This window comes from Parasediminibacterium schistidii, from assembly GCF_046546515.1.
In the GTDB taxonomy this organism is placed as follows: domain Bacteria; phylum Bacteroidota; class Bacteroidia; order Chitinophagales; family Chitinophagaceae; genus Parasediminibacterium.
Genome location: NZ_JBKHKJ010000018.1, coordinates 43,041 through 65,953, shown reverse-complemented (window position 1 = coordinate 65,953; position 22,913 = coordinate 43,041). Strand labels below are relative to the sequence as shown.

General features: G+C 42.4%; 16 protein-coding genes. 13 read left to right on the top strand and 3 right to left on the bottom strand.

Annotation, left to right across the window (positions count from 1 at the left end; translation table 11 throughout):
* Positions 1-110: 110 nt before the first annotated feature.
* From ACHFIY_RS11695 to ACHFIY_RS11685, 3 genes are all read left to right on the top strand, one after another.
* Complete coding sequence (locus ACHFIY_RS11695; RefSeq protein ID WP_410846277.1) at positions 111-614, top strand: hypothetical protein; 504 nt, start codon at positions 111-113, stop codon at positions 612-614.
* Between the two features lie 401 nt (positions 615-1,015).
* On the top strand, positions 1,016-1,186 hold the full coding sequence (locus ACHFIY_RS11690) for a hypothetical protein (RefSeq protein ID WP_410846315.1): 171 nt from the start codon (positions 1,016-1,018) through the stop codon (positions 1,184-1,186).
* Positions 1,122-1,580: a Panacea domain-containing protein gene (locus tag ACHFIY_RS11685; RefSeq protein ID WP_410846314.1), complete on the top strand. Its 459-nt coding sequence runs from the start codon at positions 1,122-1,124 to the stop codon at positions 1,578-1,580. Before ACHFIY_RS11690 ends, ACHFIY_RS11685 begins: the two co-directional genes overlap by 65 nt.
* A 555-nt stretch (positions 1,581-2,135) precedes the next feature.
* Here the strand turns inward: ACHFIY_RS11685 and ACHFIY_RS11680 are convergent.
* Entirely contained in the window at positions 2,136-3,443 is a 1,308-nt protein-coding gene (locus ACHFIY_RS11680; protein ID WP_410846276.1) for a type IV secretory system conjugative DNA transfer family protein, read from the bottom strand.
* Positions 3,444-3,572: 129 nt separating this feature from the next.
* Between ACHFIY_RS11680 and ACHFIY_RS11675 the strand changes: the two genes are divergently transcribed.
* A complete protein-coding gene (locus ACHFIY_RS11675) occupies positions 3,573-3,800 on the top strand; it encodes a hypothetical protein (RefSeq protein WP_410846275.1) in 228 nt (75 codons plus the stop codon).
* A complete protein-coding gene (locus ACHFIY_RS11670; RefSeq protein WP_410846274.1) occupies positions 3,781-5,382 on the top strand; it encodes a recombinase family protein in 1,602 nt (533 codons plus the stop codon). Before ACHFIY_RS11675 ends, ACHFIY_RS11670 begins: the two co-directional genes overlap by 20 nt.
* A gap of 47 nt (positions 5,383-5,429) precedes the next feature.
* Here the strand turns inward: ACHFIY_RS11670 and ACHFIY_RS11665 are convergent, their stop codons facing one another.
* Positions 5,430-5,690, bottom strand: a complete 261-nt coding sequence (locus ACHFIY_RS11665) for a helix-turn-helix transcriptional regulator (RefSeq protein WP_410846273.1) — start codon at positions 5,688-5,690, stop codon at positions 5,430-5,432.
* A gap of 99 nt (positions 5,691-5,789) precedes the next feature.
* On the opposite strand from ACHFIY_RS11665, the gene ACHFIY_RS11660 reads away from it, so the two are divergent.
* The 5 genes from ACHFIY_RS11660 (at position 5,790) to ACHFIY_RS11640 (ending at position 17,414) form a co-directional block, all read left to right on the top strand.
* Entirely contained in the window at positions 5,790-6,296 is a 507-nt protein-coding gene (locus tag ACHFIY_RS11660) for an NYN domain-containing protein (RefSeq protein WP_410846272.1), read from the top strand.
* Between the two features lie 314 nt (positions 6,297-6,610).
* The gene (locus ACHFIY_RS11655; RefSeq protein WP_410846271.1) at positions 6,611-8,326 is read left to right on the top strand and encodes an ATP-dependent nuclease; all 1,716 of its coding nucleotides are present in this window, start codon (positions 6,611-6,613) and stop codon (positions 8,324-8,326) included.
* The gene (locus ACHFIY_RS11650; RefSeq protein ID WP_410846270.1) at positions 8,316-9,737 is read left to right on the top strand and encodes a UvrD-helicase domain-containing protein; all 1,422 of its coding nucleotides are present in this window, start codon (positions 8,316-8,318) and stop codon (positions 9,735-9,737) included. The genes ACHFIY_RS11655 and ACHFIY_RS11650 overlap by 11 nt, the downstream gene beginning before the upstream one ends.
* A gap of 1,130 nt (positions 9,738-10,867) precedes the next feature.
* Entirely contained in the window at positions 10,868-14,833 is a 3,966-nt protein-coding gene (locus ACHFIY_RS11645; protein ID WP_410846269.1) for a galactose oxidase-like domain-containing protein, read from the top strand.
* A 928-nt stretch (positions 14,834-15,761) separates the two neighbouring features.
* Positions 15,762-17,414 (top strand): peroxidase family protein, encoded by a 1,653-nt coding sequence (locus tag ACHFIY_RS11640; RefSeq protein WP_410846268.1) that lies wholly within the window; start codon positions 15,762-15,764, stop codon positions 17,412-17,414.
* A 420-nt stretch (positions 17,415-17,834) separates the two neighbouring features.
* On the opposite strand, the gene ACHFIY_RS11635 is transcribed toward ACHFIY_RS11640, so the two are convergent.
* A complete protein-coding gene (locus tag ACHFIY_RS11635; RefSeq protein ID WP_410846267.1) occupies positions 17,835-18,728 on the bottom strand; it encodes an ArdC family protein in 894 nt (297 codons plus the stop codon).
* A gap of 191 nt (positions 18,729-18,919) precedes the next feature.
* Here ACHFIY_RS11635 and ACHFIY_RS11630 point away from each other — a divergent pair, with 191 nt between their 5' ends.
* From ACHFIY_RS11630 to ACHFIY_RS11620, 3 genes are read left to right on the top strand one after another with little or no spacing between them, the layout of a single operon-like run.
* Positions 18,920-20,299, top strand: a complete 1,380-nt coding sequence (locus ACHFIY_RS11630; protein ID WP_410846266.1) for an ImmA/IrrE family metallo-endopeptidase — start codon at positions 18,920-18,922, stop codon at positions 20,297-20,299.
* Positions 20,281-21,927: an adenylosuccinate synthetase gene (locus ACHFIY_RS11625; protein ID WP_410846265.1), complete on the top strand. Its 1,647-nt coding sequence runs from the start codon at positions 20,281-20,283 to the stop codon at positions 21,925-21,927. The genes ACHFIY_RS11630 and ACHFIY_RS11625 overlap by 19 nt, the downstream gene beginning before the upstream one ends.
* Complete coding sequence (locus tag ACHFIY_RS11620; protein ID WP_410846264.1) at positions 21,928-22,557, top strand: DUF7002 family protein; 630 nt, start codon at positions 21,928-21,930, stop codon at positions 22,555-22,557.
* Positions 22,558-22,913 lie beyond the last annotated feature (356 nt).

The following is a 22,913-nucleotide window of genomic DNA, read 5'->3' as shown; positions in this document are numbered from 1 at the left end:
GCCGGATAGGGCATTATCCTAGGCCGTTACTCCCAATAGCTATCGACAAAAAGTATGAGTGATGCTATCATTTTTTTGATAAAGCCCTTTATATAAATAAAACATTGCAAATGAGCAGTTACAGACTCAGGAAAGTCCCTTCAAATTGGGAACACCCTAAAAATGACAAAGGCAGCCATATCCCGCTGCTTGATGGAAGCTATGCCGAGTATTCAAAAGGTTTTGACGAAAGAAAAGAAATGTGGAACAAGGGGTTTCAGGAAGATTGGGATATTGTGGGTACCAAGCAAATACCTAGGTATGTTCCCAAAGCCTCCGAAAACGAAGGCATTGCCTTTGAGGAGTGGGACGGGGAAAAAAGGCTCCCTGAGGCCTACAGGCCGGATTGGCCGCTTGGCGAGCAGACACATTTTCAGATGTATGAAGACGTGACCGAGGGAACACCTATTTCCCCGGTGTTTGAAAAAGTTGAAGACCTGGCCTCATGGCTGTGCCAGGAGCTTGGCGATGGCCGTTATCCTTATCCGGCAAGCAAATGGCTGGAAATCCTTACGAGCCAGCATCCTTCGGTAGAAATGATCATGGTGTCCCCCAATCAAACACCATCGGGCTAAAGACGGTCCTAAAATGCCCAGGGCTTCACTTGATTGTGAAGCTTTTTTTGTTATTTCCGATTTGGTTTAACTGCTACAAAACTTACACGATCTTAAAACCAGGGTTTCTCTGGCTGATGTGGTAAAGGGTTCAGGTTCGTATTATCCTACTTCAATAATGATAATGTAACAATGTTAGCAACCGTATAGAAATCACCCATGCAAACTGCAAATTAGGGGGGCGAGTTGGAAATGCCGGACACCCAACAGCAATAACATTTTTTATGAGGTGGATAACAGGGGTTTTCTCATTCCAAGAAAAGCAAAGCCTTCGTTAATTGACACTTTAAAGATTAAATGTTATTATCAAATCATTTAAGAGTGCTGCTTATCCACAGCTATTTATCTGGAAGTGGTATATAATGGAGATACAAGCAAATTATGAAAATACCCGCAAACAAACTGAAACTAATCCTATTGTATTTTTATCACAATACAGACCCGCTTTACCTGGGCAAGGTCAAGCTCATGAAATTGTTTTACTTCCTGGACTTTACCCACGTAAAAAAATTCGGGTTGCCAGTGACGTTTGACACCTACGTCAAGCTTGAGCATGGTCCCATTCCTTCAACAATCATGAACCTCATCAATACCGCTTGCGATGACATAGACAACTCGATACTGTCTGACACCGTAATGTTCGAAACCCCTGCCGGGACAAAGATGAACCGCATGAAGGCACTCAGGGAATTGAGCGAAGACGACATGAAGAATTTCAGCATGTCTGAAATAAGCACCTTGCAGGCAGTGTGCCGAAGGTTCGGTGCGGTAAATACCAAATCTATCGAGGATGCTTCCCATGAGGAAGCCCCTTGGTCGCAGACGGCAATGCTTGATGAGATACCTTATACGCTAGCCGCTCTTGACAGCGATTGCGAAGTTGACGAAGAGGAAATAAGCCTCGGGCTTGAACTGATTGCAGCATAATATGGACACTAACAAGAAGATGCTTGCGATCGGCGACGTGTTCAGGTTCAAGGGGGCATGAATACGTATTCCTGCACCTCACTTCTGATTTCATATACGCAGCGCGGATATTTGACTTGCAGCAGACAAATAGCGTCCAGGCCAGCTACGAGAAGAGGGCCGCTAGGGGGCAATTGAGGGGCAACGTGAAGGATATTCTTTTGTTGTCCTGCGGACATCCGAATTCAACGGCAGGATGGCAAATTTTGCCAAGACCCAGGAGGACATCTCCATTTTCCCTGAAGTGATAGGGAGGGTCAACGAAGAAGACCTCGCAACGATAAAGGCTGAGATAGTTTCCAATGCCTGCCCTGTGCCATTGGTAGTGAAGGAATACGTTCAATCTCTAGGGTAATGCTTTCCCATAGTTCGCATATCTTAATGCAAACCAGGCCTGGCTTTTAAAATATGAAAACCTTTCCTGCAATGTGGGCTATAAATGGTGGGCCGTGCTGAATTTTTTGGCAGCCCATCGCATGGCACTTCCATTATTTTCCAATGATTGCCAGGAAAATATCAATCCGTATCAAACAGCCCCTTTTGTATGCTGCCATGGCTTCCTATTTTAAAAACCCTTTCTTTGGAAGTGGGCTTGCTTGCGTCCGTACAATATGCAACCCTCGAAGCCTGGGTTATTTCTTTTTTGAAGTCATCTTTAATTTCAGGCAACGGGTGCGTGATGGCACTGAACGGGCTTGAGGTTGCCCCGTCTATCATCAGCTTGATGTACATCGAATACTTTGGAAGTCCGATGAAATCCCATTCGCCAATTCTCGGCGCGAACTCCCTTGCCAAATATTTTGCGTCCTGCGAGCCTACCCGGAAACTGATGATCGTGCCGACATTGCCGAAAATGGCGTCCCTTATGCGCCCGTCCAGCTGGTCGACATATTGGTGCGTGAGGAAAAGGCCCAGCCGGTATTTTCGGGCTTCGGACAGGATGTCGATAAATGACAGCGACACGAAGGAATGCATCTCGTCGACATACAGGTAAAATGGAACACGTTCGTGTGCCTCGTATTTTGCCCTGCCCAATGCCGCAACCTGTATTGCGGTAACCAGCATGCTGCCAAGCAGCTGCGAGGCGTCTTCGCCTATCAGCCCTTTGGAAAGGTTGCAAACCAGCACCTTGCCGCTGTCCATGGCTTCCTGCGGCTGGAACCCTCCGCCCCTTGCCCCGACGATTTTCCTCAATTGGGGGTGCGCCCGGAATATGCCCAGCTTGTTCAGGATGGGTGAAACAGCTTCAGACCGCAATGACGGGGCATACCTGTCAAACTCGTTGTGCCAGAACGACAAGAGGTCATCGCTTTTCGCGTATCCAAGTACGTGCCTGCGGAATTCAGCATCGGTAAGCAGCGGCTGGATGTCAAGGAGGGTAGCATCAGGATATTGCAGCAAGGTAAAGAGGCTGAACCGCAGGATGTGCTCCATGCGCGGCCCCCAGAAGTCGGCCCATATCTTCCTGAACGTGGCAATCAGGCCAGACACCACGACATGGTGCTTGCTTTCTGGGATCCCTGCAAGGGGGTTGAAGCATATCGGGTACTCCTGGTCGGCAGGGTTGAAGTAGATCACGTCGCCGACCCTCTCGTTTGGCACGTGCGAAAGTACTGCCACAGCCGCCTCCCCATGGGGGTCGATTAGCGCGATCCCTTTGCCGCGCTGGATATCTGAAATGGCCATGTTCAATAGCAGGGTGCTTTTTCCCACGCCAGTTTTCCCTATGCAATACACGTGGCCCAACCTGTCGGCATCCTTGATGCCGAACGGCACGTGCTGGTTCCTCCAATCAGTAACGCCAAGGGGCGTGATGTCATTCATGGGGATATTCTATCCCCACGAGCAGGATAGGTAATGGCGAGAATTTTGCGCACGCTGCTAATAACCCTCCATTATCTGATGGCCATGCCGGGGCTATACTGACGTTGTTATTAATAAGAGTGTTATGATATGCTGAATGGGCTAGGCAAGGGGAATTTGAATAAGGGAAATATCCTTCATTCCAAAGAGGGTGAACCAAGCCCTTTGCCTGTAAATACCGGGAACTTTCGTTCACCCCCTTTGGATTTACCAGACATACACGAAGCCACGCAGGAAGAGCAGGTCAAGTACCTCGCAGAGATACTAGTCGAGGCCTTCCTGTGGGAACACCGGAACAATGCAGGACCAAAAGAATAAGAAAGCAGTCATATACTGCCGGGTCTCCACCAAGGAGCAGGCGGAGGAAGGCAACAGCCTGGTCACCCAGGAACACAATTGCAGGTGCTATGCCAATGAGCATGGCTATGATGTCGCCGAAGTCTTCATAGAGGAAGGCGAAAGCGCGAAGAATGCGGACAGGACGCAGCTACAGAGGATGCTGCGGTTTTGCGCTTTCAAGAAGAACGGCATTTCGGCAGTCATTGCCTACAAGATAGACCGCATATCCCGCAACACTGACGACTACAGCCAGATAAGGATGCTCCTGAAGCGGCACGATGTCGAGATAAAGTCGACTTCCGAATATTTCGAGGACACCCCTGCAGGCAGGTTCATGGAAAACATCATGGCCAACGTGGCGCAGTTCGACAATGACGTGCGCACGGAGCGCAGCGTCGGCGGCATGGTGACCGCGATGCGGGAGGGCAGGTACGTGTGGCAGGCCCCTACCGGGTACGCAAACCGGAAGGTGGATGGGAAGTCGACCATCGTGAAGGCGGAAAGCGCACCGCTGATCAGGATGCTCTTTGATTTTGTCGCAAGCAGGGCATATTCCGTGGAAGAGGTAAGGAAGAAGATGGTGCCGCTCGGCCTCTGCACAAAGCAAGGCAAGCCGCTGGCCGTGTCGCACATATACAGAATATTGCGGAACGAGGCGTATGCGGGATGGATCGTGAAATTCGGCGAGAAGTGCAGGGGCAGCTATGAGCCCATCGTCAGCGACGAGCTTTTTGGGCAGGTACAGCGGGTGCTGGCAAGGCACAGGACGGCAAACCCCTACCACCTCGAAAACCCGGACTTCCCGCTGCGGCGTTTCGTGCGCCATGCCCGGACTGGCGAAAAGCTTACCGGCTCATGGTCGAAGGGCAGGCGCATGAGATACGCCTACTACCGTTACGTGCATGCCTACTCGCAATGGAAAAAGGACGATTTGGAAAAGAAATTCCTGTCTTTCATGGATAGCTTTTCCTTCAACAAGGACTTGCTGACCATGTTCAAGAAGCATGTCAGCCATTCGATGAAGGCAAAGACGGAAGAAAGCAGGCAGGGCTTTGACGCATTGGAAAAGCTGGAGCGGGAACTGAAAGAAAAAAGGGCGGCACTGGTTGAAAAGAGCCTCAACAAGATTATCAGCGATTCTGTCCTGAAGGAGAGCCTGGATCTTATAGAATCCGAATTGTGGGATGTCCAAAAGGCAAAGGATGAAAGGGAAGGGAATTCGGTAGATTATTCAGTAATACTCAAATACATAGAGAATTTCCTTTTGTGCCCTTCCAGGACATGGAAAAACGCAACCTTTGAAACAAGGCTAAAACTGCAATGGTTCGTATTCCCAAATGGCATATTGTTGGATAATTCCGAAATTCGAACCACCAAGGTATGCAGCCTTTTCAAGGCGAAAGACCTTTTTCAACCAAAAAATTACCCGATGGTGACCAATGCGGTTCTAATTACAAACACCCCCTCGGCGGTGAAAAGCTCTCCCTTGCCTGAGGACATAAAAAGTAGCCTTATGGAGCTTGGCGAAATCTTGAGGGTTAAAGGCGGTCAAGATAGCTGATCTCTTACGTTGAGGCTGCGTATCCTCAAAATTGTTTGGGCACTTCGCTATACCAACGGCTCCGAAAGCATTGCGCTTTCAACGCCTTCCTTGGCCTCGTCGGCAAGCTCGGGATAGAGCTGCTGTATGGCAACCTGGAACAGGGAACAGAGCTTGAGCATGTTCATCAGCCCAGGGACGGCCAGCCCCTTCTCCCACAGGCATATGCGGTCATAGCAGGCCATGCCGAGGAGGCGCGCCACCTGCTGCTGCGTGTATCCCGCTTTCTTCCGGTATTCCTTCAGGCTGTTCGGCGCACCTTGCTTCATTGCCTAAAGGATAGCGGAAAGCTGGCAAGGGGATAAGGGAGGGGAATTTGCGCATTTTAAGCAGTGGGAAATCTGTCCCACTGCTGGTATAATCTGCTGGTGAACAAGGAAAACAATTACGCATTCATAGACGGGCAGAATCTTCACCTAGGCACTCGGGAGTGCGGGTGGTCTGTCGACCATGCAAAATTCAGGAAATACCTTGCGGAAAAATATCATGTCACGGAAGCGTATTATTTCCTCGGCTTCATTTCGGAAGACCAGCAGGAGCTTTATGATGCCCTGCAGAAGGCTGGCTTCATCCTCTTCTTCAGGGAGCACTCTTCCGCGATGAAGGGCAAGAAGAAGGGGAATGTCGATTCCGACATAGTCTTTTCCGTCATGAGGAAGGTGGCTGACCGTGAACAGTTCGACAAGGTGGTGATAGTTTCGGGCGATGGCGACTATATCAAGCTGGTCGATTACCTGATAAAGAAAAACAAGTTCAAGAAGATGCTGTTCCCGAACGAGAAATTCGCATCCTCCCTCTATTCGAAATACGGCTCCGAATTTTATGACTATCTTGAAAAGGAAGACGTAAAAAGCAAGATTGCATACGAGAAATAAAAAAGGCCCCTTAGGCACTCACACCGTTTGGGTCCTTTTTCGTATTGATACGCTTACATAATATACCAACACTTAAAAATTGTCAAGTCAATAGGTGGGGATAATAATCAATTGCCTAAGTTGTAAGTGCATTTTAATTAACAATTCTGGTCATTGTGAGGAAGGCTTCCATATGGAAGGTCTAAAAAATAGGTGCTGGAAAGATTATAAAACACTATTCATTTGAGATTGTAATTGCCGGATTAAATAGTTATTATTAGCAAGTATTATTTATTCGCTAACTTACGATCCTATTACCAAACGATAGGGAGCAAATGGCCAAGATTCACAGCCTTTCGATAAAGAATTTCAGAGGCATCAAACAGTTTGAGCAACATTTCAATTCAGAATTCGTCTGCCTCATAGGAAGGGGAGACTCTGGAAAATCAACCGTATTGGAAGCAATAGCCTATGCCCTTTCCTCAAGCTGGAACGTATCTTTTTTCGATAACGATTTTTATAATTGCAACATCGAAAATCCAATTTCGATTGAAGTCACGGTGAAAGATTTGCCCGACGAACTTATGAGGGAAGACAAATTCGGTCTTCATCTCAAAGGGATTGGCAAGGATGGAAAGCTGACTAGCGAGGTTGAGGAAATTGTCGAGCCGGCAATCACAATAAGGCTTGAAGTGACGAAAGACCTAGAGCCAAAGTGGAGCGTAATTGCAGATGCTGAAGCTGGGGAGAAGCAGATTTCTGCATCCGACAGGTCAAGGCTCAACGCATTCTTCGTTTCTGATTACATAGACCGCCATTTTTCGTGGAGCAAGGGAGGCCCCCTTTACTCCCTGCTTAGGCAGGAAACAGAAACTGGCGAGGATGACGACAACGCAATGATTGATGCGCTGAGGGAAGCTAAAACAAAAATCGACGGAAATTCTTTTTCTAAGTTTGACAATGTTGCCAAAAAGGTAAAAAGCAGTGCGGCCGTTTTCGGCATTGATATTTCAAAGTCTAAAACCACTATTGATTTCAGGGACATTGTCGTTAAGGATGGCAAGGTTTGCCTTCATGACGAAACAGTGCCATTCCGCATGAAGGGCAAAGGTTCGAGAAGATTGGTTTCCATGGCGATCCAATCAGCAATCGCTGCCGCAGGGGGGATAATGCTTATAGACGAGGTAGAGCAAGGCTTGGAGCCGGACAGGGTGCAATCGTTGGTTAACACCCTCAAGCAGAACAATCATGGGCAGGTTTTTGTCACCACACATTCGAGGGATGTCATAGTGGGCTTGGAGACTGACGATATTTTCCTCATGAAGAAAAGCAAGCATTCGCTTGGGACATTTGACGCTTCCCTTCAGGGATTGCTGAGGAAAAACCCTGAGGCGTTCTTTGCAAAGCGGGTTATTGTAGCCGAGGGAGCAACCGAAATGGGCATATGCAGGGCATTGAACGATTACAGGATAGCCAATGGCAAGGAGAATATCTCTTATTTGGGGATACGGATCGCGGACGGGAGCGGAAGCGAAACGGTCAGCTATTGCAAGGGTTTTGCCCGCCTTGGGTTTCCATCGGCCTTGTTCTGCGATTCTGATAGCCCTGGAGTGAATTCACAAAAGGGCAGCCTTTGCGAATTGGGCATCAGCATTTTCGATTGGGAAGGGAATGACTGCCTAGAGATGGGAATAGTCAGGAACCTTCCCTTTTCTCTTATTGCTGACTTCCTCAACTTGGCTGCCCAAATTAAACATGATGACGACCCTTCACGAGCAATTGAAGGACATAAAACCAGCATATGGGACTCAATAAAAAGTCATTTTGTAGGAACCGGGTTTCCAATCGATCTGCCTTCTGCGCTTGACTTGCCAAATCTTAGAGAGGCCATAGGAAAGGCCGCTCATAAAGGAGGTTGGTTCAAGACGCAGGATAAGGGATATAAGCTTGGCATGCTTGTATTGGACCACCTCAATGAGATGGCACCCGAAAGTCATCTTGTGAAAAACTTAGAAGACCTTTCAAAATGGATTGACCAGAATGAATCATAGCGAATTTCTATCAAAGCCCAAGAGCATGCTCATTGCCCCTGCCGGGCATGGCAAGACCCACCTAATCACAGAATGCCTGCTGCATGCTGAAGGGAGGCAGCTTGTCCTGACCCACACGCATGCCGGAATAGCTTCAATTGCCGAAAAGATAAGGAAGGCGAAAATCCCTTTAAGCAAATTCCATATCGAAACAATCACGGGATACGCCCAGAAATATTTGCAGGCTTATTACAAGGGTGCTGACGTTCCTGGCTTGGATGATCCGAACCATTATGCATTTGCCATCGAACAGGCGAAAAGGATTATAGCGTCGCCGCTGGTGGGCAAGGTTATAAAGGCGACTTATTCCGGTTTGTTCGTAGATGAATATCAAGACTGCACTTTATCACAGCACCAGCTAGTGGATGCCTTGGCAATCATGCTTCCTACGAGAATTTTTGGCGATCCTTTGCAGGGGATTTTTAATTTTGGCGATACTGCGATGTCAAATCTCGAAGACGCCGGGCAGATGGGCGATTTTTATCACAATTCGTATAAGTTAGAAGAGCCTTGGAGGTGGAAGAACATAAATGAGCCGCTAGGCAAGCAGCTGAAGGAAATACGAGCGGATATTGAGGGCAAGAGGGATGTTGATATTAGGAAGTACCCAGCAATACAATTCATTAAGATAGATTCAGAAAGCGACATATACAATCCCCAAACCCAATATTACCAAAAGGTTAATAGGATATTAAGCGAGAAAAACGTTCTTATCATTCATCCTGAAAGTTCCAGCATTGAGCCGAGAAAAAGGGTTATAAGCAACTTCAAAATCCCCATTACGCTTGTCGAGGCCATAGACGATAAGGACTTTTACAATCTCGCTAAGCTTTTCGACGCAATGCAGGATGGCGCAGTGGAAATTGGCTTGTATGCAGCGTGCATGGCATTGTTTAGCAAGACCGAATTGAACAAATGGATTAATTTCAAGGGGGCAGTCGCAAGGACAAAGGAATGGAAAGAAGCATCACAGGAAATACGCAAAATGTATCTCTTTGCCAAAGAGGCTGGCCAGAAATATTTGGGATGCTCGCTGCTGCTTAGGCATTTCCTTTCCATCAAGGGAGTGAGATGCCATCGAAAAGAGCTGCTAAATTCGCTATGCGCTGCCCTAGAGGAGGCATTTATCAATAAGAATACGGCATATGATTCAATGGTGGAAAAAAGAAACCGTGTCAGGAAAATGGGAAGGAAAGTGTCTGGCAGGTGCATTGGGACCACCTTGCTGACCAAAGGGCTTGAATTTGAAACCGTAATTATTCTCAATGTAAACAAATTCACCAGCCCCAAGAACCTTTACGTTGCCTTGACCAGGGCTAGTAAAAAGCTGGTTGTATTTGGGGTGTCGCCAATCATATCCCCTAAATACTAAGTAATTTATTGAAGCAATAATCCAATGTTTAAAGAGAGGCAAAAAACAGTTTAGCAGTATTGAAAAGTTGGTATATATACCAATTGTGACAAATGCGGTTCCGATTACAAGCACCCCTTTGGGGGTGAAATCCTCTGCATTGCCAATGGATGTTGAGAATGGTCTAATGGAACTTAGTGAAATCTTGAGGGTTAAAGGCAACCAGGATACCTGATATCGCGAGGATTGACTTTTCCCACAGGCCTATGCGGTCATAGCAGACCATGCCGAGGAGGCGCGCGACATATTAATCTGTTTATTCAGATTTCGATGTTTCTTCAGGATATTCGGCAGACCGTACTGCTTCATTACCTAAAGGATAGCGGAGAATTGGAAAGGGGATATTTTATGTGAATTCGCTTGAATTGCAACTTAATGTCGTGTATGTAGTTGATATTTAATAGATAATACAAAGGCGTTTTATTGAACACCGTATTATTGTGATAGATCAATTGTATAACCAAGAACTTAGCTTACTGCCACGTATTGCCAGAAAGAAAAAGGATGAAAAATATTTTTTTATTTTATTTGGCAGTAATAATAATTTTCATTCTCTTTGTTTAATAATATAGGATTGGATTTAATAAAGGAACAACGAAACGGCTAACTGATACCAGACGATTAAGTTTTTGAAGTACCAATAGAATGAAGATTTATTAGCCATAGGGATTTAATGGAGGAAATATTTTAGGGTTATTTAAAGCTATGCACATTTGCGGAATAAATATTCGCATTTGATTCATACTCTAAAAAAAGTGCTTTTGCTACTGTATTAAAACAGTCTTAAGATGCCGAAAAACGGAAAAATACAGGCATAAAAACATAACTGAATTTAAACTGGTGGGGACTTCAATTTTTTTTATTCTTACAGGTAGTACCCTAATAGTCGAAATGCTAATTCATTGACGATTGATATTGATGCTCCTTTGGGAGCTAAACTTTAAGGCATTGGAATGACAACTTTAAAATGCAATTGCAATATTACCTAAGGGTATTGTTTAATTTTTATTGGAAAAATTAGCTGTCCCTTTTATTAAAGAGCGTTAAAAACGGCGTAAATATATGAATTCATAAAAACTAATATAAAAGTTATGGGTGTACTTCTTCAGGGCTTTTACAAGAAAAAGCCGAACAATGCTGTCCCTTCTCCTGCAGATGGTAACACTTCAGTACCTTGGTGGTGGGACAACTTGGCTACAGAGGCCAATTCCTTACGCAAAGCAGGTTTTTCGGCAGTATGGTTGCCTCCAGTTTTAAAGACTTCTTCTGGGATCAATCCAAGTGCAGATGGCTATGGGCCGTATGATGACTATGATATCGGATCCAAGGAGCAGAAAAACCTTAACAATCTTCATAGCATTAAAGATTTTGTAAAAGAGACCCGATTTGGAAGCCGCGAGCAATTGCAAAGATGTGTAGCCACACTTCGTGCCAATGGTTTAGATGTGTATCTGGATATGGTGGAACACCACCGGAGCGGAGATGAAATACCGTCTGAAATGCCCCCTTTTGTATTCAGGTATCCAGGTGCCGATGGTACTCTTGGTATCGGACGTTTCGAGAAAAATCCTTTGAACTTTTTACCCCAAGTTGACCGTGATTCACATTTAGGCGGTTCGCCAGCCGATGATAAACCTTTTGGTCGTGAATTAGCTCCGATTAATGCAAAACCACTACATTATGTTTTTGATAACCTGATTGCGGCCTCGGATTGGCTGACAAGGGCACTTGATGTACAAGGATATAGACTTGACGACGTAAAAGGTCTCTCAACGGATTTCCTACGACCTTTTCTAGAGAGTAAGTCAATGGCAGGGAAGTTTGCAGTAGGTGAGTATTTTGACGGAAATAGAGTTTTAGTAAATGGCTGGGTTTTCAATCCCAAGGGTATGGGCGGGCGTTCAAGTGCTTTCGATTTCCCTTTAAAGTTTATCCTAACCTCAATGTGCAACAATCCTGGTCGTTTCAATATGTCTGACCTAGACCATGCTGGACTTACTGGAATATCACCTATGAACTCTGTGACTTTTGTCGAAAACCATGATACCGATTTGTCCAATTCTGATAGCATTGTGTTTAATAAAATTCTCGGGTATGCTTATATTTTGACGTCAGAGGGTTATCCCTGTGTTTATTATAGGGATTATGACATGGGACCAGACGGGTATAAACTGAAACCCCAGATTGATAACCTAATCTGGATCCATGAAAAACTTGCTTCTGGATCTACCCAACAACGTTGGAAGGACTTTGATGTATTCGCTTACGAGCGGATGGGTGGGGCGCATTTACTCGTTGGTTTGAACAACGATCCAGGTATTTCCAGAACTATCACTGTAGCGACTGGGTTTGGAGCGAATAAGGTATTGCATGATTATAGCGGACATGCACCTAATGCGATTACCGACGGCAACGGAAATGTAACGATTACCATTCCCCAAAATATAAATGGATTGGGATATGTCTGCTATAGTGTCGATGGACAAGGCGGAGGTTTTGAAATCACCACAAAATCTGTTACTCAAGATTTTGAAGGTGCTGCAGATTTGGACATTCCCCCCGCTCAAAATGGTAAACAAGTGCAGGTTGGCCGAGTCTGGTGTGCCTCAAACTCCCCAATTCGAGTACAATTGAAACCAGTGACTACAGGATGGAAAGATACCACATCAATCTTGCTTGAGTTAGTGGCACCAAATGGCGAAATCACTGCCCAACAATTTCTAACAATTCAGACGCCAAAGGATACTGCTCTGTCAGCTGTCACTATGGCAGAAGGTTTCTACCAATTACGTCTGACCTTGTCAAATACATCTGGGGAAATTCTAGATGCTCCATATACTTTATCAGTTACTTATACTGCTCCCTTTATCTTAAACACAGAGACAACAGAGATTGCCATATCTACGAGTGATTCAGCTATTGTTGGCAAGTGGTCAGATAAAATTGACCTGCCAAATGTTCCTATACATACACATGTGCTACCTACTGGAAAGGTTTTGTTTTGGGGGCGTCGCAATCCTCCGGGTACCACTGATTTTGATTCGCTAAACCAACATGAGACACATGCCTTCCTTTGGGATCCTGCTGATCCTAAGGCACCTACTAAAGCAACAAGCAATAATCCCAAAGATCATAATGGTAAGGATATAAATCTTTTTTGCTCTAGTCATACCTTTTTGGCTGACGGTCGCTTGTTGGTAACTGGGGGGCATTTTTTTGACAGTCAAGGTATAGAATGTTCTACCTTTTATGATCCATTTAAGGATACTTGGGCCACGGGACCTGTTATGAACAATGGTCGGTGGTATCCAACAGTTATAACCCTTCCAGACGGTGGGGCTTTTGTGTGTGGAGGCACTTTTTCGACAGGTCCCCTTAAGCCTCCTCCAAATTCAAATACAGGTAACCTGATTTCACAAATTCTTGAAAATAATATCTGGAATGATCTTGCCCAATTTATAGGTATCCCACTCTTTCCGCGATTTCATGTTGTTCCAAATGGGGACTTATTTATGTCCGGTCCAAGAAAAGGAACCTTTCGTTTTGAAAACTTCTCATCGGGAAAACCAGGCAACTGGGTTCAGCTTGGCGAACGCATTACCGGAAACTGTGAATATGCACCTTCAGTAATGTATGATGAAGGGAAAATCATTTTTATTGGGGGAGGAGGTGGTGGTGGAACCGATAATGGAACACCAGAAATCCAAAATGTAAGTAATGTCGCAGAAAAAATTGATTTTAGCACGGAAAATCCCTCATGGTCGCTTGCTGCTAATATGAAATTTCATCGACGGCAGCATAATGCTACTATACTTGCTGATGGTACTGTGTTGGTTACTGGAGGATCCCAAGGGGAGGGTTTTAATGACCTTGATCCTGGAATGCCTGTTCATATTCCTGAGCTTTGGGATGCTACTAGTGATACTTGGACTCAAATGGCTCCCGAAGCTGTAGACCGCTGCTATCACTCTACGGCCGTGTTGTTGCCCGACGGGCGTGTTTTTAGTGGGGGCGGTGGGGAATATGCCCCTGTTGACGGTGAGGCAAATTCCCCAAAAGATACCCATGCTGATGCGCAACTATTTTCCCCACCCTACCTTTTCAAGGGTACACGTCCTGTAATCAAAACAGCACCTCTAAATGTCAAATACTCAACTTCATTTGAAATAGAGTTAGATAAACTTGAAGAAGTGAGTTTGATAACTTGGATTAGGTTGTCTTCCGTTACGCATTCATTTAATACCAACCAACGTATTAACTTTCTGAAATTTCAACAGGATAACGTAAAAATAACGATTACTGCACCAAAAAACAGCAATGTATGTCCTCCAGGCCATTATATGTTATTTGTATTAAATAAGCAAAAAGTGCCTTCCATAGCTAAAATCATACAGATTACCCCTACTGTCAGCCAAGCTATTACAAATGTACTATTAGAAACAGGCTCAAGTAATTTTAAACCACTTTCCGTTAAGGTTATGAGCCCTTTCGAACAGGATGCAGCTATTGCAAGCAAAGAAACAAGGCCGCCTATAGTAATTGGCGTTACTGCTACATGCCCCTATGGGATATCCTCTTGCTGGGCCGGTGCGTATGAGACCCTTGGGCGTTTGTCTGGTGTAAGATTGGTTAGACCCATACCTAATGCGCAAGATTCCACAGCCTTTGTTTATCTCGAAAATGAAGGATTACCTGATCTTGATAAATGGCCATCCCAGTTCGCAGAGGTCGCCAATGGCACACATCTTTATAGGGGCGTAGAAGTAACCATAAGGGGTACTGTGAATATTCATGAAGGTGGTAACTTGAAAATGCAAGCCAGTGCAACTAGGCAGGAATTGCTGATTTATCCCATGGTCAAGGAAGATAAAATTCAATGGGACCATACCAATAGATCACCGCAACCATTGGATCCAATTGAACAAGATGCATGGCATAATCTTGAGAATGATGTCAGGGCGTATGGAGGTTCCTTCAATGTGACAATCACTGGCCCACTCAAGAAAAATGAAAATGGATACATTTTGGAAGTAAGAGATTTTAAGCCGGATAAGTAATCATATCCTTGTTTTACCAATAAAAACAAGGATTTTGGATTGCTTAAATAAAGCAACAATGTAATTTTTAAATAGTCAAGGTCTGCCTGATTAATATAATTTATAAAGCAAGCCTTTACTATTTAAAATAGATGATTTATGTATGCTTGAACTTTTGCTAGGTTTATTATTACTTAAATAATTTAGCTCTTCATTTGCTCTGTTAAACATCTCAACAGCATTACAAAAACTAATCATTTTATTAAAAATAATTGGTTCGAATATGAATATATTAGCAAGTGCCAACAAGAATTGTAAATGCAACAAAAAATCTAGTAACATAAAGCAACGATTTTTTTTGATCACAAAGAAAACAGCAATTAGCCTACCATCAGCTTTATTGGGTATGCTGATTGCCTTTTTCCCAAAATGCCCATTATGTTGGGCAGCCTATATGAGCATGTTTGGCAGTTTGGGATTATCACAATTGCCTTATATGAAGTGGTTATTACCAATTCTAGTGCTTTTTTTCGGATTACACTTATTCATCTTATACCAAAGATCAAAATTTATTGGGTACACTCCATTTTTAATTAGTCTACTAGGTGCTATACTGATAATTATCAACCGCATATCTTTCCCACTTGAAAAGTGGCTTATGTTTTTAGGGATAATCTGTATTGTCTCAGGGTCATTACTCAACAATTTCCACCAATTACTAATATTTATAAATAAGAAATTTATGTCGACCAAATAAAATATTTAGACACGGGTGTTATTAATTATATGTTATGAGTTTTAAGCTGATGTAAGCAGTACAAGTATTTGATACTTATAATTATTGATATATTTTAAAAAAATAACTAAACTGTAAAAGTGTGGCCGCCACTTATTAAACCAGCTACGGGATGCCGAAAACGGAATAGAGTAGGTAAGAAGATAATCAAAAATGAAACAATTAAAAGCATTTTCTAAACATGGTATTATAAGGGGGCTAAACAGCACCTTGAAATCTTCTACTTTTGAAGGGAGATTTGGACGCATGTTCAGGACACTGGCTGCTGCTAAGCACAGTCCGGAAACATTATCCTTTTTAGCTAAAAAAATGGTTGATTCTAATAATGGGCCACAAACCCCTGAAACTAAGATTGATGATGAGGAAAACACAGGCAATAAAAAGAATAAAGGGATTGCTGCAGGCTACACGTATCTGGGACAGTTCCTTGACCATGATATTACCTTCGATCCAGCAAGTAGTTTGCAGCAACAAAATGACCCTGATTCTTTGGTGGATTTTCGTACGCCTCGTTTTGATTTAGATTCTCTCTATGGTCGCGGCCCCTCTGATCAGCCTTATATGTATGACTTCGATGCTATGGATGGCAATATTGTAAAGATGTTGTTGGGAAAACCATTGACTGGCAATGAGAGTTCATTAGATCCCAAGATAGATACCCCTTCACAAGACTTGCCTAGGAATAATCCTAACGGTAATACAAGAAGAGCATTGACCGGAGATTCTCGTAATGATGAAAATGTGATAGTTTCTCAATTGCATGGTATGTTTTTGAGATTTCATAACCGTGTGGTTGATTATCAAAAGGACAATGGCCTAGATGCGTCGTTTGAAACAGTTCAAAATATTGTAAGATGGCATTATCAATGGATTATTTTGCATGATTTTTTGCCAACAATACTTGGCGAAGATATGGTCAATGAAATCCTCCCGAATCTGACCAATGGAAAAACAATCAATGAGGAACCCCCGAAATTAAAGTTCTTCAACTGGCATAAAGAAATATTTATGCCGATAGAATTTTCGGGAGCTGCGTATAGATTTGGTCATTCTATGGTCCGGCCAATTTATCGGCTAAATCCAGGAAAGAACCCTAAACCTGTAGATCCTAATGATGAAAGGTTTTTGGTTTTTCCTGATTTGGTGGGATTCGGAGAATTTGCAAGCAATATGGCTATTGACTGGAGATTGTTTTTTGATTTTGGAAATAATGCCAGCCCATTATCAAAAGAAAAAATGCAATCAGCATATAAAATTGATACGTCATTGGTTAATCCTTTAGGAAATCTACCTAAAGCTGTTGCGGATCATATCCCGCCAATGCCCTCTTTAGCAGAATTGAATTTGATCCGCGGTATGCGTTTAGGACTCCCCTCAGGGCAATCTGTGGCTAAAACTATGGGATTAAAAGTAATTCCGGATAATGAATTGAAGATTGGCAAAGCTACATTTGACGGGCTCACCGAAAATAAGGCTATTACTGATTTTAAAGAGTTGGATTCAATAAAAGGTAATACACCTCTTTGGTTCTATGTTTTAGCAGAATCCCTTAAAAATTTTACCAACGAAGCAAATGAGATAATAAAAGGAAAAAAAATAACCGACGAGTTAAAAAATGAAGTCAATTCAATTCCAGTAAAACTAGGAAATGTTGGAGGAAGAATTGTTGGGGAAGTGTTTATTGGCTTATTGAAAGCAGATCAATATTCTTATTTGAATCAGGATCCTTTTTGGACACCTATTCCAGGCTTTATGAAGAATGGTAGATTTGGAATTGTAGAGTTGATAACACAGGCAAAGCATTAGTTTGTAATTGAAAATATCACATCGGATTTTGTGATAAAGCTTTTGTGCTTGTTTTCTTTCCAAATAAAAACAGACCAGTTGTGGTTTTGGACAATGCAAAACACATCGTTCAAAGAAGGCCGCGGCTATGCTTCCAATCTAGGCAAAGTGAGCCTTATTCACGATAATTGAATATTTATTTAGTGAAAGGTTGTGGACGAACCTCAAAGCAAGACGGTTTCCACCAAAAGATTATGTTACAAAAGAACAGTTGTTTTATTCCTCAAATTTCTTTTTTAAGCCATTGGAAAGCCAATCTGTATCAACTTTTAACCATTCAATTTTGTATATAGATAGATATGTATATAGATAATTATAGCGAATTATTTATAAGAAAAAAGCCTGAGGGTAAAACCTCAGGCTTTGCTGCTTTCGAACGGATTATGCCGCTTCTTTCGCCTCGATCCTGTTCAGGATGAAGTCAACGGCGTGCTGCGCCCTTCTGCTGGCAGTGAAAATGAAATGCTTGTCTTTTTTTAATACTTCAAGCCAACTGCTAATGTAGGCTGCGCTGTTCTTGTGCGAGTCGTTCACGATGCCCGTGAATGATTGCAGGTATGCTGCGCCTATTTCCCCGACCAGTTCTTCCAGCGAATAGCTTTCCGATCCGAAATCTATCTTTTCTGCTACTTCCTTCCTGTTCAGCCTCGACTGGTGGCCAGTGCTATGGACAAGCTCATGGTAGAGGGTAGCGTAATAGCTTTCGGGCTTCGGAAACAGCTTCTTTGTTGGCATTTGGATTGAATCAGCCAAGGGGTCGTAGAATGCCTTTTCCCCTTTGACTGTAATCTTCGGGCATTGAGGCATCGCATTAATGACGCTTTCGCATTGCTCGATTGGGGAGAACGGTTCTGCCATGGCTTCAATTGTGAACTTTTCGGGCAAATTGTCGCATTGCGCCACGTTGAATACCTTGTAATAGCGGAGGAATCCTTTTGTCTTTGACTTTTTGGTTTCATTGGCATCCTCATTTTCTTTGCCTTCGTCTTTCTTTTGGATTTTCTTGTAGAAGACGATTATATGCCCCTTTTCGCCCCGCTTCACTTTGCCTCCAGATTGCTGGATTTGCTGCCAGGTCAGGAAAAGGTTCTTTTCGTAGCCAAGACAGGCGAGCAGGAACACGTTGATGCCGTTGTACGGCTTCCTGCTTTCTGCATTGCAGGGAAGCCCTGCCTCGACCCAAGGCTTTTGCCACGGTACGGTGCCTGCTTCAAGAAGTTCGATAATCCTGTCCGTGACGGCTTGGTACGCGTCAATTGTTGTTGTTTGCGACATGTTGGTACATTTTTGATTGTTAAAGAACTAGATTCTTTAACAGTGTACCAATATGTGAAAAAGAAAATAAGGGAGAGGAATTTATCATAAAGGGTTATTATTTATACTTTTTTGTTAGAAAAAGAATAACTCCCAATGAAATTAATTTTACTGTACTTTTATGCATTAGTAACTAGGGAAAAGTGGTTCTTATGAGTAAGTGGGCGCATAAATCAATTTTGAATTTAATAAATGAATCAGGAAACACCAATCCTGAAGATGAAATACGATCACGAGCAAGAGCCCTTGTTTTAAATGCTTTGCAAAATGGATGGTCAGGTCCCCCATTCAATGCAATTGAATTAGCAAAGTTCTTGAATATTGATATTATACCGAATGATGGAGTTTTAGATGCAAGAACAATTCCTAAAGGAAAGAATGGCTTTATTATAGAATATAATCCTTTTCAAAAGCCAACTAGGATAAATTTTTCAGTAGCTCATGAGATAGCTCATACTTTCTTCTCAGATTGCGGTGATCAAATTAGGGATAGGGAAGATGACCCTAGGGAAAATAGAGAATTAGAAAAATTATGTAACATAGGTGCTTCTGAACTTCAATTGCCTTATGCTGTTTTTTCAAATGACGTAAATAAAATTGATAAAATAACCTTAGAAGAATTGATAGAACTTGCAAAAGGATATAAAGCATCCCTTGAGTCTTTGTTTCTTCGGTTTGTTCAAGTTGTTGACAAGCCTTGTGCTGTTATAATTTGCTATTTTAAAAACCCCAATGAATTAGCGGTAGATTATTGTAAAGAGTCAGCTTTATTTGGCCTTAAAATCCCAAATGATTTTGTAATCCCGCAAGGATCTAACGCATATGAATGCACTGCTCCAGGTTGGTCTGCCAGAGAAACTGTAAAATGGGATTTCTTGGGCAATGAATATGATATTTATTGCATAGGAATATCTCCTTTAAGAAAAGAGAACAAGGCGAGGGTTGGGATTATTGTTACGCCACGATCCTACGAAGAAAACCTACAGGATAAGAAAATAACTTTAGAATTTGGGGATGCAACTAAACCTAGAGGAGAAGGTGTTAAGATTATTGCACAGGTAGTGAACACTAGTGGAGGATTAGGATTAGGCTTCGGTAAATCATTATCCAAGAATTTCCCTTTAGTTAAAACAGAGTTGCAAAAATGGCAAGAGGATAAATCTAGATTTAAATTAGGCCAAACGAATACATTCAGAGTAGAAAAAGATATTTACATATGCCAAATGCTTGCCCAGAAAGGGCTGTTTGAAAAAAATGGCGAAATCCCGCTAAAATATCCTAGCCTAAGGGATTGCCTAATTGAATTGAGTGATTATGCATTGGAAATCGGGGCAACTGTTCATATGCCTATGATTGGTGCAGGTCAAGCTAAAGGCGATTGGAATATGATCATGGGGATTATTCATGATGAACTTATTGGAAAAAATATAAAAGTATCAATCTATATGCTTCCAGGGAAGGTTCCTAATATAAAAACAAAATCAAGTCTGACACTATTTAAAGAAGAATCCACATGGCCCAAAGAAAAATAATTCTCTTATTAAGCGGCGAAATTGCTGCCGGAAAATCAACGTTGTCAAAAGGTCTTGAGAATACTTTTGCATTTAAAGTATTAAAAACTAGGGAGGTGCTTAAAGAGATAGGGAACAAAAAGCTTTCAGGCAAAAAGCCCGAAAGAAACTTTTTTCAAAAATTGGGAGAATCCCTGGATAGCTCTGGTGGTGGAAAATGGGTATTGGATAACTTTAATGAATCTTTCTCAAAAACTTTTTCAGAGCATAATTTGTATGTCGTAGATTCTGTTAGAATTTTAAAGCAAATCGAATGCTTTCGGAAAGCATACAGCTATTCTGTTTTTCACATACACTTAGTTGCCTCAAAAAAGATACTTGAGCGACGTTTTTATCAAAGGAATGAATTTGAAAGTTTAACACAACAAGAATCCGAACAAAAATATATAGCAGCAAAGAAAGACAAAACCGAAGCGCAAGTAAATACCCTTGAAGAAGAAGCAGATCTTGTTATCGATTCGGAGCGTTGCACAAAGGAAGATGTATTAATTAGGGTAGCTAGTTTTTTTAAATTATTGGCGCCTACAAAAAACGAGTTAGTAGATGTAATTGTTGGTGGTCAATTTGGGTCTGAAGGAAAAGGGCAAATTGCCGGGCATATTGCCCCATTTTATGACTGCCTGATGCGAGTAGGTGGCCCAAATGCTGGGCATACAGTTTACGAAGAACCTGCTAAGCATGTTTTTCATTTGCTACCTTCAGGCACATGGAGAAATCAAAACGCTAAAATATTACTTGGACCGGGAACAGTAATAAATGCCAATAAATTATTAGAGGAAATAGCAAAATATAAAGTGGAAGATGAATTTTCTCGTCGTTTATTTATTGATGAAAACGCTATTATTATATCAGAGAACGACATTTCTGAGGAGGAAAAAGTCAAAAAAACAATTGGATCTACAGCTCAAGGTGTCGGGTATGCAACCTCTAACAATATTTTAGCTCGTTTAAATGCTGATGATAAACATAAAGCTAAATACAATAATAAGTTAAAGCCTTTTATTGGCAATACAGCCCAAATATTAGAAGATATGTACCGTAATAATAAGAAAATCTTATTAGAAGGTACTCAAGGGAGCGGATTAAGCTTGCATCATGGAATATATCCCTATGTGACGTCTCGGGATACTAGCGTTTCAGGATGCTTATCAGAAGCTGGCATTTCGCCTAAGAGGGTTAATAAAATTATTATGGTAACTAGAACATACCCTATTAGGGTTGGCGGTACTTCTGGTACTTTTGTTAGCCAAGAAATTGATATGGAAACTGTTGCAAAAAGATCCGGAAAAAATGCTGAGGAATTAATCCAAAAAGAAAAAACCACTACTACTAAAATCGACAGACGGATTGCAGAATTTAGTTGGGAAATGTTTAGACGTGGCTGTGAGTTAAATTCGCCAACTGACATAGCTTTAACATTTACAGATTATATATCAATCAAGAACGAAAAAGCAAGAAGATATGACCAATTGACTTCTGAAACAAGACAATTAATTGAAGAAATTGAACGATGTTCTGGTGTAAAAGTATCACTTATTGGAATCGGCTTTGACTATAGGGCAATTATTGATCGTAGAAACTGGAAATAAATGGAGCAAAATGAATTGTTAAACAAAGTCCCTTATATATATCATTTAACTGATAAAAGGAACTTAGATTTTATTTATGAAACCAAAAAGCTTTATAGTACTAATAGGCTTATCGACCTTTCGAATTATTCTGAGAGAGAGACTTTAAAAACGAATAGGAGAATTGAGCATATTAGTCTTGACATTAATGGAAAAAGGATTTGTATACGGGATCAACGCCCACTTAATGCCGCATTAGATAAATGCTTAACAGATGGTTGGAATAGAAGCCAATTTATACATTTACTTAATTCAAGAGTTTTTTTTTGGCCTAACTTGAAAAGATTAAACATTCATTTTGGAAGATATAAAAATGAATGCCCGGTAATTTTTAAAATTGATACAAGTGCTGCAATTCAATTAAACCCGCTGGTTGAATTATGTCATCTTAACTCTGGTGCTACAAGACCCTTGGGTATTCTTGGAGGTAAAGCCCCTGAAAGAGGAGCAAATACCTTTGTTTCTATCGGTGATTATAGCAAAGGCATTTCAAAGTTGGCCGAAGTAACTTTCCCTAGCTATTTTAATTTTCCTGATTCTTTTTTTATTTCTTTCAGTCCTGCTGGGCCTTGGGAAACAAGATTTTTATGAGCATAACCCGTTAAATTCAATATCTGTAAATGTTAGTGTTAAATAGCAGGGTAAATCGGACTCTCTCCATCTCTCTTCGATAAAAAGCCCGCCAAATCATTGCAACAATGCCCATGTGCTGCTGTGGCACTTTCATGGCATTTGGCATACTTGCAATGCCCTTCGGGTTGGGAATTTGTCACGCTTTTTCCTCATCGTTCCTCCGTTCGGGCAACTCCCTGCGTCCTGTCCGCAATGGCAGGCGAAGGCTCCGCTCCATCCTTCCGCTATATGCCTTCGCCTGCCATACCGCCCAGCCCGCCCGTTGCCCATGCGTTATGCGAGCCCTGCGGCCGCCATCTGCGTTCCGGCACTGG